This window comes from Cohnella xylanilytica, from assembly GCF_014212175.1.
Lineage (GTDB): Bacteria > Bacillota > Bacilli > Paenibacillales > Paenibacillaceae > Cohnella > Cohnella xylanilytica.
Genome location: NZ_JACJVR010000077.1, coordinates 13,007 through 27,606, shown reverse-complemented (window position 1 = coordinate 27,606; position 14,600 = coordinate 13,007). Strand labels below are relative to the sequence as shown.

Below are 14,600 nucleotides of genomic sequence, written 5' to 3'. Positions count from 1 at the left end.
TGGCGAACCAGCTTATTTTTTGGATACGGCTCTTATTTCAGATACAGCTTGGACGGATCTTCGAAAATGACGACGGGCTTCAGCACCGCTTCATCCAGGCCGCCGAACTTCTTGTCGATCGCCACGATCGTCTTCGTGTACGCGACCGGGTAGATAACCGCGTCTTGCGCGATGATCTCCTGCAGCTTCTTGTAAGCTTCGCCGCGCTTGGCTTCGTCCGCTTCGCCGGCGCCTTGCGCGAACAGCTGGTCGACTTCCGGATTCGAGTAGCGAGCGTAGTTGGAGTTAGCGCCCGTCTTGAACAGAATGCTGTAAGCGTCCGGGTCGTAGCCCATGATGTAGCCCGCGTAAGACAGCTCGTAATCCTTCGCGCTCGTGTCGGTGAACTTCTGTCCGTAAGCGGAAGCGTCCATGTTCTGCAGCTCGACGTCGATGCCGACCGCCTTCAGCTTCTGCTGAATGTACAGGGAGGCGGCCTCTTGAGCCTTGTTGCCGCTGGAGACGATGAAGCGCAGCTTCAGGTTGCTGACGCCGGCGGCTTTCAGCAGTTCCTTCGCTTTTTCCACGTCGTTGTCATAAGACGTTACGTCGTTCGTATGGAACAGGCCGTCCGGAGTGACGAACGACTTCGCCGGGTCGGCGTAATCGCTGGAGCCGTACACCGTCTGGATCAGCTCGTCGCGGCTGAGCGCGTAGGAGATCGCTTGACGGACTTCCTTCTTCGCGAGGGCGCCGGTGTCGCTGTCCTCGTTGAACAGCAGGTACGCGAGGCGGCCTTCGCTGTAAGGCTTGATGTCGAACTTGCCGGTGTTCTCGATCGTCGAGACGTCCTGCGGGTCGAGGTACTTGACGTTGATCTCGCCGTTCTGCAGGGCGAGGTTCGCCGAGTTCGTATCCTTGGCGATCCGGTACGTGATCGAATCGAGGTGCGGCTTGCCCGCGAAGTAGTTGTCGAAGCGTTCCAGCGTTACGTACTCGCCGGTCTTATACTCTTTGAACTTGAACGCGCCGGAGCCGACCGGGGCGTTGTTCTTCGTGCTTTTCTCAATGTTGGCCTCGTTCTCGAACACGTGCTTCGGAATCGGTGTCAGCTGCACGAGCGTCGCTTCGAACGACGGGTTCACCTGCGGCAGCTTGAACTCGACCGTCGTGTCGTCGACCTTGACCGCCTGGATCGGCTTGCCGCCGACGATCAGATTCTCGCGGAACATGCTGTTCTGCTTCTCGTCCAGAATCGCGTTGAACGTGAAGACGACGTCGTCCGCCGTAAGCGGCTGGCCGTCATGCCAGGTGAGTCCGCTCTTCAGCTTGAGCGTATAGGTGAGGTTGTCGGCCGAAGGCTCCAGGCTGTCCGCCAGGTAGAACGTCTTCTTGCCGTTGTTGACTTGGAACAGGGGCGCGTACAGCGCTTGGTCGATCGTCAGGCTGACGCGGTCTCCCGCGTAGATCGGATTGAGGATAGTCGGGTCCGATTGGACGCCGATGATGAGGCTGCCGCCGTCCTTCGGCTGGCCTTCGGCCGCGGGAGCGGAACCGGTAGCCGACGCGGAGCCCGTGGGAGAGGCTTCGGAGTTGGAATTATTGCCGCCGGAGCAGGCGCTGATTAGAAGCGATAGTAGAGCTAAAGTCAGAAAACCGTAAAAACCCTTGCGCATGGTGATCCACCCTTCCGATGTCTATATGCATAGTTGTATTGATGATCGACATTATATATCGGATTACTCGGGATTACAATCCCTGTCGCAAATCCGCCACATCGTTGTCTCTCTTCCCCTCCAGTGGAAAGGATTCCCTAAGCTTGTCCCTCCTTATTCCTCCTCTTCGCGGAGGTAAGGAGGAGCGCCAGCAGGCGCTTCCGCCCCTCCTCACCCCCGATTCGCGAGCGAATCTCTCAACACCAGATTGCCGTTGATCAACGTCTTCTCGTATGGCCTCTCAGGGTCTCGCAGCCGGGTGAACAGCGCCTCGACCGCCCTTCGGCCCATGAAGGCGTTCGGCACGTGGATCGTGCAGAGCGAAGGCAAGCGCGTATCCGTCTCTTCGTCCGTATGATCGAAGCCGGTAACCGACACGTCGCCGGGCAGCTCGACCCCGCTGTCGGCGAGCGCCTTCATGACGAGATAAGCGAAGAAGTCGTTCGCGCAGACGAAGGCCGACGGAAGCTTCTTCCTGGTGGCCAGCTCCGTAATGACCTTGTAGACGACCTGGTAGGCGTCCTCCTCGAGCTGCATCAGCGGTTCGTTCTCCGGAACGGGAACGGGCAGCCCGGCTTCCTCCAGCGCCGTCTTGAATCCGATCCACCGGTCCTGGAAGCTTCTCGAATAGCGGGGGTTGCCGACGAAGCGCAGATCGCGATGGCCCGCCTGGACGACGACGGACGCCATCTGCCGCATGCAATCGTAATTGTTCATGAAGACGGTATCCGAAGGAATGAGCGGGTCCTCGTGGTCGACGAGAACGAACGGAATGCCCGCGTGCCGGATCTCGAGAAGCAGCTGGGTCGCGATATAGCCGATTCCGATCAAGCCGAGCACCCCGTCCGGGTTGATGCTCTTGATGGCGCGCTCCGAATAATTCTCGGTCACCATCATGACGCCGACTTCGCGCTCCGCCAAGGCGGCCGACACCCCGTCGATGATCTTGCCCCAGAACTGGGACTCCCGGCTCTGGAAGCGCACGTTCGGCATCAGGATGATAACCGTGTTCTTGTCCGAACCCGGCGCGCCTCTGGCGTCCGGCGGGAAGGCCGACTTCTTCCCCGGCTTCGCCTTCCGGAAATAGCCGAGCTCGTTGGCCGCCTGGACGATCCGCATCCTCGTCTCTTCCGCGACGCCGGGCTTGCCCGACAGCGCTTGGGATACGGCGAACTTGGAGACGCCCACCCGGTCGGCGACTTGCTGCATGGTCACTTTTTTCAAATCTTGTCCACTCCGTTTAATCTGCTTCTCTTATTGTAACAGAACCGGAGCGATTTCGCAGGAGGTACCTTTAGCGAACGGTAGGGGAGGGGTTCGGCCCCCTGCCCTTCCGCGTTTTTTGCTTTCGCGCCGATGTATCTCAGCCACTGAGTCACTTTGGTCCAATCTCCAACATTCCCGCCAATTTACCTCAACCACTGAGTCACTTTTGCCCGCGCTTTCTCTCTAACCTTCTCAACGCCAAAGAGCCGCCCGGAAGGCGGCTCTCGGCTCATAAGCCTATCAGATCCCGGACGCCCACTCGCTTCCGGTCCGGCTTCCCGGCCGGAATTCGAGCACGGCCTTGCGCAGCGCCAGCGCCCCGGCGGCCAGCGAGATCAGGAAGCAGAAGCCGGCGGCCAGCGGCAGCCCCGACCATTCCAGAACGGCATGCCCGTTCATCGTCTGCCAGCCGATCGCGAGAAGGCCGAGAAAGTATGAGACTCCCGTGATGTGGATGAGCGTTCGGCGCGCCGCTTCCTTCATGGAGGTGCGGCCCGCGAGCCAAGCGACGAGCGGGACCGCCTGCAGCGCGTGGAAGCCGAGACCGTGCAGCCAGATGATGTTGCCGTGCGCGCCGACGTACCGGCCTTGGTTCGCGGAGATCCAGATGCCGGCCGCGAACGAGACGACGATGGCGAGCATCGCGTAACGGACGCTCAGCGCGACCGCGGGATTCAGCTTGTAAGCGCGCGAGCGGAAAAACTGAACGCCGACGTACACGTAGAAGATGACGAGCATCAAGGCGACGAACGCGAACACGTTCCCGACCGCCTTGTCGAACGCGGAGCCGTCGACGACGAACCTCGGGTTCACTCCGCGGAAGTTCTGGATCGTCTCCGCTCCGTACGAGTACAGAGCCAGACCGATATAGACCCGCCGGAAGACGGCCCGGCTCCGGACTCCCATCGCGGAGAACGGCAGGATCGCCGCCGTCGACAGCAGGAAGATGCCGAGCGCCGCATTGAAGGAGAACGCCTTCGACACGTCCCCTCCGGGGGCGACTTCCCCGCCGTTGATCAAGGTCCACAGTCCGCAAACCGCCGCTAGCAGGAACCCGAGCAGCCCCGTGAGCACGAGACTCCTCTCTCCTTCGAATAACCGAATTTTCCCCTTCGTTCCCTGTTCGACCATGCCTGGCATCGGATCGCTTCCCTTCCGGTGAGATTGTACTCTCACTTTACTGGAAGGGACTGGCATGGCGTAACCAACCGCGGGACGGTTCTCCGGTCGACCCGGAGAGGGCTTCCTTATCGGTCTCAGGTCTTGCTTCTTGCCTGTGCGCCGCCATTGCGGTATGGCCGTGGACCGTTCATGACGCAAGGACGGACCCTAGCCGCAAGCAAATCGGTTCGATTATCGTCGCCGGAGAGCAGCGAAGAATGCGCGGCGGCCATGCGATCAGCCAAAAAGCGGAGATTCTTATGCTGAACGAAAGGTTCCGGATGATGCTGTCCGACCGACGTTGAGCTGAAAAAAAAGAGGCAAGCGGGACGCGAGCCCGCCTGCCTCGATGGCCGAAATGATCGCTATTCGAACCGAATCTCGTCGATCGTGAAGCTGCCGGTGAACGCGCTGTGCTTGAACTTCCGGGCCGTCGACTTGTCGAAGCCCGAGAAGTCCGCCAGCGGAATGCGGATCGTCTGGTAGGCGGTCGTCGCGGTAACGGTCTTCGTCCCCTTGGCTCCGCCGGCGTCCCACATCGTGACGTTGAACGAGGAGCCTCCCGCGCTGCTCTTGACGACGTAGACGAGGTACGTGTAAGCGGACAGATCGACGTTCGTCTCGGCGGCGCTGAACGTGGCGTCCCACCAACTGACGCCGTTAAGCGTCACGCTCGTCCCGTCGACCGAGGAGCTGCCGTCTCCCCAATAGCCGCCTCCCATGTCGTTCTTGCGAAGCGTGCTGTACTGATAGGCGTCATTGAAGTTATCGAATACGAGCGGCGTCGGCGCCTGCGTGCCCGGCGTCACGGGCGGATCGGGCAATACCGTGGAGGTCGTGGCGCTCGCCGACACGCGGAAGCCCGTCAGCGTCAGCCAGCCGTCCTTGTTCGCGTCCTGCCGCGTGTTCGCGAAGCGCAGCGTCTTGCCGCCGGCGAGCGGGTTGACGACCCGCATGACCAGCTTGTAGTCGCCGGGAGCCAGATTGTGATTCGCGCTGTACGAGAACGAGTAATCCGTGCCGCCGGGCTGAATGCTCTTCAGATTCCAGGCGGCGGTGCCGAGCGACTTGACCCAGACGTTAGAGGCGTTCAGCACGCCGAACTCGACCGGCCAGTTGTAGTAGAACGGGGCCGCTCCCTTGTTCTGCAGCTTGACGTTGACCTGCAGCGAAGACTTCGGGGAGTCGGGCAGCTGCACGGCGGAGTTGTACAGCGTGTAGCCGAGCATCTTATGCGCCCGCAGCGCGTTGCGCGAAGCGGTCTCGTCCGGCAGAGGAGACTTGAACACCCGATCGTACATGAGCCAGGAAGCGTGCGTCGTCTCGACCGAGGTCTGGAAGCTCTGCCCGTTCTGGTTCGGCCAGTGCTGCCAGAAGGTCGGATCCTGCTGGAGCGGCGGATAGAACTCGCCGCCGATCGGATGGGTCTGCCAGATGTTCTGCAGGCCGTTCTGCGTGACCAGATTCCAGAAGTCCCAATCATGCTGGAACAGCGTCTCGTACGAGAAGGAATCGTCGTGGTAGCCGAAGGCGTTCTTCAATGAGGCCGTGCTCGCGGAATAAGGGTAACGGGCCAGCACATGGGTCGTGCGGAACGCGTCCTTGAACGCGGTCAGCAGCGCGTCCCGGTTCGTCTGGTTCATCTCCCAGTTCGTCGGGTCGGTATTGTAGGGCCACGTATGCCACTCTCCCCAGAAGCCGTACAATCCGGCCGTCACGAAGCCGATCCGGGGATCGCCGTCGTAGCGCGCGCCGAGCGCGGAGACGAACTGGCGCAGCGCCAGATTCAGATTGGCGTCGTTCCAGTCGGGGGCCAGGCTGTGCGTCGCCGTGTCGTGGTTGCCGTTCTGATCGTAATCGCGGGTCAGGAGCCCGCCGTCGAGCAGGAATTGCGGAATGCCGGTCGAGCGTCCCGGATAGTCGACGTAGACGCGGAAGGCCGCCTGGTTGCCCCGGCTCGCGATATCGTTCAGATAGGCGTCCAGCGGCGCCCAGTTGTACGTGTTCCAGCCGGTCATCAGGTCGCGGAGCGAGACGTAGAACCATTCCATGCTGTGCGGGAAGCCGCCGTTCGGATCGACCGTGTCCGAGGGCTGCTTGGAGAAGGGCAGGAAGCCCTTCAGCGGGTTCAGCTCCAGCCCCGGCTTGTTCGGGTCGTACGTCTGGGCCTGCCACTCGCCGGAGGCGGCGGCAGTCGGCAGCTTGAAGTTCATGAGCAGCATCGAGCCGAGCAGAACAACAACGGCTAGAATCCATCCGGGTCTTGCGAGTCTTGCGTTCGACATCACATCGTTCACTCCTGTTCGCATGGGATTGACTGCCAACGCAATCGGCGAGTCCGCTCGCCGCCCTGCTCCTCACCCCCTCTCCGGCGCGAGCCCGCGTGACCGCCCGCTCAGCCTTTGCTGGCGCTGAAGGCGACGCCCTCGATGAACCGCCGCTGGAAGACGAAGAACAGGACGAGCATCGGAACGACGGCCATGAACGCGCCGGCCATCAGGACCGGATAGTCGGTGCCGAACATGGAGACGAGCGTCGCGAGGCCGGCCGACAGCGTCAGCTTCTCCGGCGAGCTGTTGATGATAAGCGGCCACTGCAGATCGTTCCACGACCATTGCAGCTGGATGATGACGACCGCGACCAGCGCCGACTTGACGAGCGGCAGCATGATGTGGCGGAAGATCTGGAACGGATTGCACCCGTCCAGCACGGCCGCCTCCTCCAGCTCCTTGGAGATGCCGAGGAAAAATTGCCTCAGCAGGAAGGTGGCGAACGGACTCACGAGCGATGCGATCCAGAGCGCGGTCACCGAATTGACGAGTCCCAGCTTGCTCATCATCAAGTATTGCGGAGTGTAGAAGACCGGGTTCGGGACCATCATGACCGAGATGATCAGGAAGAAGCACAGGCCTCTCCCCGGGAACCGGATGCGGGCGAACGCGAAGGCCGCCATCGAGCTGAAGATGACGGGGAACAGCGTCTTCATGAACGCCGATGTCAGCGTGTTCGCGTAGTAATGCAGGAAGGACGACTGCTTGATCGCGTCCGTATACGCCCGCAGGCTCGGCTTGGACGGGAACAGTTGAATCGGAATCTGGGTCGCCTCCGTCGTCGTCTTGAACGACGTCAGGATCATCCAGACGAACGGGAGCACCATGATGACGGCGCCCGCGATCAGAATCAGATGAATGACAAGGTTGCTTCTGCGCTTGGCGATGGCAGAGCTGCCCATTGGCGTACCTCCTCTCCGAAGGCGGATGTTGGGGTTATCGAATGGAATGCATACGACTTAGTCGTATACGACCCATTTTTTTTGCAGCAGGAACTGGATCCCCGTCAGAATCAGGTTGATGACCAGCAGGACGTTGACGATAACCGCCCCGTAGTTCTGATCGTAGTAGATGAACGCGTTCTGGTAATAAGCGTAGACGAGCGAACGCACGGCGGGCAGCGCGACGTTCGTCTTGCCGATGATCAGGTAGATGCTGTCGAAAATTTGCGTGGCGCCGATCACGAGCACGATAGACGTGAAAAAAAGCGTAGGCGTGAGCAGAGGCAGCGTAATGGACCGGAACCGGCGGAAGCCGACGGCTCCGTCGATCTCGGCCGCCTCGTACAGAGGGCGAGGAATTCCTTGCAGCCCGGCGAGAATCAGCAGCATGTTGAAGCCGATCGCGCCCCATACGCCGACGATGACAAGGGCGTACATGGCGAACCGCTTGTCCGAGATCCACGCGATATGGGTGCCGAGCGCCGAATTCAGCAGCCCGTAATCCTGCGCGAAGATAATGACCCACACCATAGCGGCCGCGGCCGCCATGGTGACCTGCGGCAAATAATAGATGACCCGATAGACCGAGCGGCCCTTGATCTTGGCGTTCAGCAGCACGGCGAACAGCGTGGACAGCACGATCGTCGCGGGCACGAACAGCACGACGTACTGCATCGTATTGCGAAGATTGCGCCAGAACTCGTCGTCCTTGAACAATCGCTCGTAGTTGGCCCAGCCGACCCAATGGTTGACGAGGCCGAAGTTCTCGGACTTCAGGAAGCCCAGATAAATCGAGTAGACGGCCGGCCAGAACCAGAACGCCAGCGTCCCGATCAAGGTCGGAGCGATCATCAGATAGGCCCATGCGTATCGGCTCTTCGAATTCATTGCGTTCACCTCATAACTGCCGAAGGCGACCCGGCTTCGGGATCGCCTCCGACGATTTGGCCTGGCGCGCGGCGCTTACTTCTCGTCCGCGATCGCCTGATTCATCATCTCCGCCACTTGCTTGGCGCCTTCCTCGATCGAGATCGCGCCGCCCCATGCCTGGGACATGATCTCGGACTCCTTCGCGAACCAGATCGGGTACGACTTCGAGCCGCTCGGGTACGGCGTCGCGTCCGCCGCCTGGTCGATGAACACCTGCAGGTTCAGGTCCGGCTTGGACTTCACCCATTCGTCCTGCGTGTCCTTGTACGCCGGGATCGCCGCTCCCATGCGGGCCGTGATCTCGGCCGCTTCCTTCGAGCCGAGGAACTTCAGGAACTGCCACGACTCCTCCTTGTGCTTGCCCTTCGCGGACATGACGTTGCCGAGGCCGTTGATGATGTTGCCGCGCGCGACCTTGCCCTTCGGCAGAGGTGCCCAATCGTACTTGCCCTTGATGATGTCGCTGCTGGCCAGGTTGCCGTTGTCCCAGGAGCCGTCGAAGATCATCGCGAGCTTGCCCGACTTGAACATCTCGACCGTATCCGTGTCGGTCATCTGCTGGTGCGTCGGCGAAGCCTTGTCGAGAATCATCTGGTAACGGGCCTTAAGCGCCTCGATCGAGGCCGGCTCGTCGTAGCCGGATTTGGTCATGTCGGCGCTGATGATGTGCCCGCCGTTCGCCAGCATGTCGTTCCAGTAGCCGGCCTGGGTGTCCATCTTGGCGCCGAAGCCGTAGATGCCCTTGTCCGGCTGGCTGAGCTTCTTCGCGACTTCGGCCAGCTTGGCGTAATCCCACGTATCGTCCGGATACGGGATGCCCGCCTGATCGAACAGCTCCTTGTTGTAGGCCAGGCCGATCGTGTCGAAGTCCTTCGGAATGCCGTAGTTCTGCCCGTCCAGCGTATAGATCGAGCCGAGGTTGGACGCGTAGTTGTTCAGGTCGATCTCGCCCGCCTGCACCTTGTCGGTGATCGGCTCGAGGAACTGGCCGGTCGCGTACTTGATGAACTGGCCGCCGTGCATCCAGAAGACGTCGGGCAGCGTGCCCGCCGGCGCGGCGGCGGACATCTTCGTCCAATATTCGCCCCACGGGATGACGTCGACCTTCACCTTGATGTTCGGGTTCTGCTTGGTGAAGGCTTCGGCGATCGCTTCCATCGCCGGCTGCTGGTTCTTGTCCCAGATCGTGTAGGAGATCGTCACGCTCTTCTGGGAGCCGCCCCCGGCAGACGCGCCGCCGGCGGACGGGCTGCCCGCAGCTTCGCCTCCGTCGTTCGAATTGCCGCAGCCGGCCAGCGCCAGCGAGGAGACGAGCAGCGCGCCGGCGACCGCCGCCGCCGATTTTTGTCTCATGTTCATTCGAATATCCCCCTTGATGGTTCCTGATTAAGTGACAGCCCTGTCCTAGCGTTCCGCCGGCATATTCCGCCGACCGGAGCGCGGAGCACGGAAAAATTCGCGAGATTTTTCCGCCGTTCGGTCGTCGCAAGCTCTTGACGCTCTCATCATAAATCACGGCAAATCCGGGTTTAAATGCCCCGATTTTAAGATTGAAGCCTCATTCTTAAGATCCGCTTCCCAAGCCGCGGACGTTGTCTGCATAATAAAACCGGATCCCATATCACCCGATTCCGGGCCCGAATTCCGCAAGGGTCAGGCCCGCTATCGACAAGGAGAATTCAGCCATGACCGATATCTCGATCGCCCGGCTGCCCGGCGAATATTGGTGGGGCGGCGCGATCAACGAAGGCGCCGCCATGCCGTTCGGCCGGACGGCGCATACGAGGGACCTGCGCGTGACGGACGACAACCAGGCCTCGCCGCTGCTGCTCTCGAACAAAGGCCGGTATATATGGAGCGAGGATCCGTTCGCCTTCCGCGCGGACGAGAACGGGCTGTCCGTCTACGAGGCCGCCGGCGAAGTCGTCGTCGAGGAAGGGCACGGCTCGCTGCAGGGCGCCTATCTCCATGCCGCCCGCACTCACTTCCCGCCGTCCGGCCTCATCCCCGACCCGCTCGCCTTCACGGCGCCGCAATACTGCACGTGGGTCGAGATGTTCTACGAGCCTGCGCAGGACAAGATCGTCCGCTACGCCGAGTCGATCCTCGCGAACGGGCTGCCGCCGGGCATCCTCATCGTCGACGACAACTGGATGAAGGACTACGGCATGTGGGACTTCGACAAGCATCGGTTCCCCGATCCCAAGGCGATGGTCGACCGGCTGCACGGCATGGGCTTCAAGGTCATGCTGTGGATGTGCCCCTACGTGAGCGCGGACAGCACGATCTTCAAGGAGCTGCGGGACGGCGATCTTCTCATGAAGGGCGAGGACGGCGCTCCGGTGCTCCGCCAATGGTGGAACGGCTACAGCGCCGTCGTCGACTATACGAAGGCGGAGGGCGCCGCCTGGTTCAGGCGGCAGATGGACCGGCTGACGGCGGACTACGGCGTCGACGGCTTCAAGCTCGACGCGGGCGAGCCGATCCTGCCGGGCGGGACGGACACGACGCGGCCCGTCGCCTGGTCGCGCCCGCTGCGCCTGCTTGAAGACTGCGAGGCTTACGCGTCCCTCGGCGTCGGCTATTCGCTGATCGAGCTCCGCATGTGCTGGAAGCTCGGCGGGCAGGCGCTCATCCAGCGCCAGCGGGACAAGACGCACGCGTGGGACGCCGGCGGGCTCGGCGGCCTCATTCCGAACGCCATCGCGCAGGGACTTCTCGGGTACGCGTTCAACTGTCCCGACATGATCGGCGGCGGCATGGACGGCGACATCAACTCCCCCGACTTCCGCTTCGACAGCGAGCTGTTCGTCCGGTACGCCCAGTGCGCCGCGCTGTTCCCGGTCATGCAGTTCTCCATGGCCCCCTGGCGCGTGCTGAGCGGCGACGAGCTCGCCTGGTGCCTGGACGCCGTGCGGCTCCGCTCCGAGCTGGGGCCCGAGCTGCTGGCGCTCGCCCGCCAAGCCGCGGCCGACGGCCTGCCGATGCTGCGCAGCCTGGAGTTCGAATACCCGGATCGCGGCTACGCGCTCGTGCAGGACCAATTCCTGCTCGGGTCCGGGCTGCTCGTCGCGCCGGTCGTCGTCAAGGGGCAGACGTCGAGGCGCGTCGTCTTCCCCGAGGGCCGCTGGCAGGGCGAGGACGGGAGCGTCGTGGAAGGCCCGGTCGAGCGGGAAGTCGAGGCCCCTCTCTCGCGTCTTCCGTGGTATCGCAAAATCGGATAGAGGGAGCGAACTCTATGAAAAAAATAAAGCTGGCCCTGATCGGCGCCGGCGCCCGCGGGCTGCTCAGCTACGCGCCCTACGTGCGCCTCCATCCGGAAGAGGCCGAGCTCGTCGCGGTCGCCGAGCCGGACGCGGCGCGGCGGGCCGAAGCCGCGGCGCAGTTCGGCCTGGCCGAGTCGCAGCTGTACGACTCCTGGGAGAAGCTGCTCGGGCAGCCGCGGCTGTGCGACGCCGTTCTGATCTGCACCCAGGACCGGATGCACTTCGAGCCGACGATGGCGGCGCTGGAGCGCGGATACCACGTGCTGCTGGAGAAGCCGATGTCGAACGATCCGCTCGAATGCGTGCGGATGGCGGAAGCGGCCGTCCGGGCGGGTCTGCTGCTCTCCATCTGCCACGTCTCCCGCTACGCTCCCTTCTGGCAGCGGCTCAAGAGCTTGCTGGCCGAAGGCGCGATCGGGGAGGTCGTGTCGATCCAGCACAACGAGAACGTCGGCTACCTGCACTACGCGCACAGCTTCGTCCGGGGCAACTGGCGCAACGACCGGTTGTCCAGCCCGATGATTCTCGCCAAGTCCTGCCACGACATGGACCTGATCCGCTGGCTGGTCGACGCCGAGTGCGAGCGGATCAGCTCGTTCGGCTCGCTGAAGCACTTCCGGACCGGCGAGGCTCCGGCCGGCTCGACCGAGCGGTGCACGGACGGCTGCGCCGTCGAAGCGGCCTGCCCCTACTCGGCGCCCCGCTTCTACATGCAGCCGGTCGAGGACAATCCTTTCGCCGCGCTCATCGCCACCCCGCCGACGGAGGAGAACCGGATGGACGCCATTCGGCGCGGCCCCTACGGGCGCTGCGTCTACCGGACGGACAACAACGTCGTCGATCACCAGGTCGTGAACATGGAGTTCGCCGGCGGGGCGACGGCGATGTTCAGCATGTGCGGGTTCACGCGCGACATCAACCGCATCGTGCAGATTATGGGGACCAAGGGAGAGATTCGCGGCGATCTCCTGAAGGAGGAGATCGATCTGTTCGAATTCGCGAACGGCGAGCGCAGCGTCATAAGCACGTTCACGGGCGCGGTCGGACATCAGGGCGGCGACGAGGGAATCATGCGCCGGTTCCTGTCCGATCTTCGGGAGGGCAATTACAGCGGCACCCTCACCTCCGCCCAGGCTTCGCTGGAGAGCCACCTGATGGCCTTCGCCGCCGAGACGTCGCGGCTTAGCCAAGGCGCCGTCGTCGACATGCGCGAATACAAGGCCGCGCTTCTGGCGGACGCGGCAAGCGATTGACAAGCCCCGGATTCATCGGATAATGAGAAGAACGAAGGCGCATCTCCCGAAGCGGGGATGCGCCGATCTTGCAACGAGTCGAAGACGGATCGGGGGAATATTGCATGTATGATCTGCTAATCGTCGACGACCATTCGCACCTCGTGGACAGTCTCGAACGCAATATGCCCTGGGAGGCGCTCGGCATCGGCAAGGTCCACAAGGCGTTGTCCGGCGAAGAGGCGCTCGAGTTCTGCAAGAGCTACCCCGTCGATATCCTCCTCACCGATATTCGCATGCCCGGCATCTCCGGCCTCGAGCTGATCGGGCAGATCAAGAAATTCGACAAGCACTTCAAGAGCATTCTGCTGTCGGGCTACGGCGAGTGGGATTACGCGCAGGAGGCGATCCGGCAGCAGGTCGACGGCTATCTGCTCAAGCCGGTCGACCATGAGGAGCTGGCCGGCATGGTGCGCCGGCTGACGGAAGCTCTCCGCCTCGAGTGGGACGAGCGGGGCAAGCAGCAGAAGGCGATGAGCTTGGTGCGCGAGCACATGCCGCTGTTCCGCGAGAAGCTGCTGATGGATCTGCTGCAGGGGCGAAGGCTGCCGCCCGGGCAGCTCGAGGAGAAGCTGGCCTATTACCAGCTTCCGTTCCGTCCGGGGGACCGGACGGCGATGTGCCTCCTTCGCATCGATTCGTCCGCGGAGGAGCTGAACTGGCAGGACCAGTCGCTGCTCGCCTCGGCCGTCGTCAACATCGCGGAGGAGACGTTCGCGGATTCGTTCCACGTCTGGCACGGCCGCGACGCGTACGAGCATGAAGTGTTCGTCCTCAAGCCGCGGGAGGAGTCCTGGCTGGCGCAGGAGCCCGACCCGGAGCGCGCCCGGCAGCAGTCGCTCGAGCATCTGGCTTCCAGGCTCCAGCATCACGTAAGGCATTTTCTCAAACTCGGCATCTCGATCGTCGTGAGCCCGTGGCAGGCGATGGCGAGCGGCCTGCGCGGGACGTACCGGGACTCTCTGGCCGTATTCGCCCGCCATCTCGGCGGCGAGACGGATCTGTTCATCCGCCTGCGGGACGCCGCCGCGCCCGAGATGCCTTATCGCATCCACAGCCTGTACGAGTCGCCCTCGCTCATCCAGCTGTTCGAGATCGGCCGGTGGGAGGCGATCTCCGCCAAGTGGGACGTCATCTTCCAGGAGGTGACGGACAAGCGGATGGAGTCGCGGGAGACGCTGCTCGAGCTGTATTATCACGCGATGGGCGCCTTCAGCTTCTTCGCCCACAAGAACGGGTTCAGCCTGCACGACATTCTCCCGGCGGACCCGGACAAGGCCGGCGACGCGAGCCGCTTCCGCCATATGCGCCAGCTGCAGGACTGGGTCGCGCACTCGCTCGAGCGGCTGCGGGAGATGACCAAGAGCGAATGGAACAACGAGCAGGCGGCGCTTATTCGGAAGGTCCGGCAGTTCATCGCCGATCGGCTGGCGGACGCCACGCTGCAGACGGCGGCGGACCACGTCGGCCTGCATCCGGCGTATCTGTCTTCCCTGTTCAAGAGCAAGACGGGCGAGAACATCAGCGAATATCTGTACAAGGCGCGCATGCAGCGCGCGAGGGAGATGCTGATCGAGCGGCCGGAGCTCAAGGTCAGCGACGTCGCGTCGGCGATCGGCTACCACAAGCCGCAATACTTCATCAAGCTGTTCAAGGAGCATTACGGACTGACGCCCCAAGACTTCCGCCACCAATCCTCCTGACCGAACGGGGACACTCG

At 62.5% G+C, this 14,600-nt stretch carries 10 protein-coding genes; 3 read left to right on the top strand and 7 right to left on the bottom strand.

Annotated features, from left to right (window positions below; translation table 11 throughout):
• Positions 1 to 32: 32 nt before the first annotated feature.
• The 7 genes from H7B90_RS19900 to H7B90_RS19870 form a co-directional block, all read right to left on the bottom strand.
• Complete coding sequence (locus tag H7B90_RS19900; protein WP_185137646.1) at positions 33 to 1,655, bottom strand: ABC transporter substrate-binding protein; 1,623 nt, start codon at positions 1,653 to 1,655, stop codon at positions 33 to 35.
• A 210-nt stretch (positions 1,656 to 1,865) separates the two neighbouring features.
• Positions 1,866 to 2,909: a LacI family DNA-binding transcriptional regulator gene (locus H7B90_RS19895; protein ID WP_311772770.1), complete on the bottom strand. Its 1,044-nt coding sequence runs from the start codon at positions 2,907 to 2,909 to the stop codon at positions 1,866 to 1,868.
• Between the two features lie 291 nt (positions 2,910 to 3,200).
• Positions 3,201 to 4,100, bottom strand: a complete 900-nt coding sequence (locus H7B90_RS19890) for a hypothetical protein (protein ID WP_185137645.1) — start codon at positions 4,098 to 4,100, stop codon at positions 3,201 to 3,203.
• Between the two features lie 386 nt (positions 4,101 to 4,486).
• Positions 4,487 to 6,406 (bottom strand): DUF4832 domain-containing protein, encoded by a 1,920-nt coding sequence (locus H7B90_RS19885; RefSeq protein ID WP_185137644.1) that lies wholly within the window; start codon positions 6,404 to 6,406, stop codon positions 4,487 to 4,489.
• Positions 6,407 to 6,516: 110 nt separating this feature from the next.
• The gene (locus H7B90_RS19880) at positions 6,517 to 7,353 is read right to left on the bottom strand and encodes a carbohydrate ABC transporter permease (protein ID WP_185137643.1); all 837 of its coding nucleotides are present in this window, start codon (positions 7,351 to 7,353) and stop codon (positions 6,517 to 6,519) included.
• 57 nt (positions 7,354 to 7,410) lie between these two features.
• Positions 7,411 to 8,280, bottom strand: a complete 870-nt coding sequence (locus tag H7B90_RS19875) for a carbohydrate ABC transporter permease (protein WP_185137642.1) — start codon at positions 8,278 to 8,280, stop codon at positions 7,411 to 7,413.
• Between the two features lie 75 nt (positions 8,281 to 8,355).
• A complete protein-coding gene (locus H7B90_RS19870; RefSeq protein ID WP_185137641.1) occupies positions 8,356 to 9,681 on the bottom strand; it encodes an ABC transporter substrate-binding protein in 1,326 nt (441 codons plus the stop codon).
• Between the two features lie 326 nt (positions 9,682 to 10,007).
• Between H7B90_RS19870 and H7B90_RS19865 the strand changes: the two genes are divergently transcribed.
• The 3 genes from H7B90_RS19865 (at position 10,008) to H7B90_RS19855 (ending at position 14,583) form a co-directional block, all read left to right on the top strand.
• On the top strand, positions 10,008 to 11,546 hold the full coding sequence (locus H7B90_RS19865) for a glycoside hydrolase family 31 protein (protein WP_185137640.1): 1,539 nt from the start codon (positions 10,008 to 10,010) through the stop codon (positions 11,544 to 11,546).
• 14 nt (positions 11,547 to 11,560) lie between these two features.
• Positions 11,561 to 12,841: a Gfo/Idh/MocA family protein gene (locus H7B90_RS19860; RefSeq protein ID WP_185137639.1), complete on the top strand. Its 1,281-nt coding sequence runs from the start codon at positions 11,561 to 11,563 to the stop codon at positions 12,839 to 12,841.
• Between the two features lie 104 nt (positions 12,842 to 12,945).
• Positions 12,946 to 14,583: a response regulator gene (locus H7B90_RS19855; protein ID WP_185137638.1), complete on the top strand. Its 1,638-nt coding sequence runs from the start codon at positions 12,946 to 12,948 to the stop codon at positions 14,581 to 14,583.
• The last annotated feature ends 17 nt before the right edge of the window (positions 14,584 to 14,600 follow it).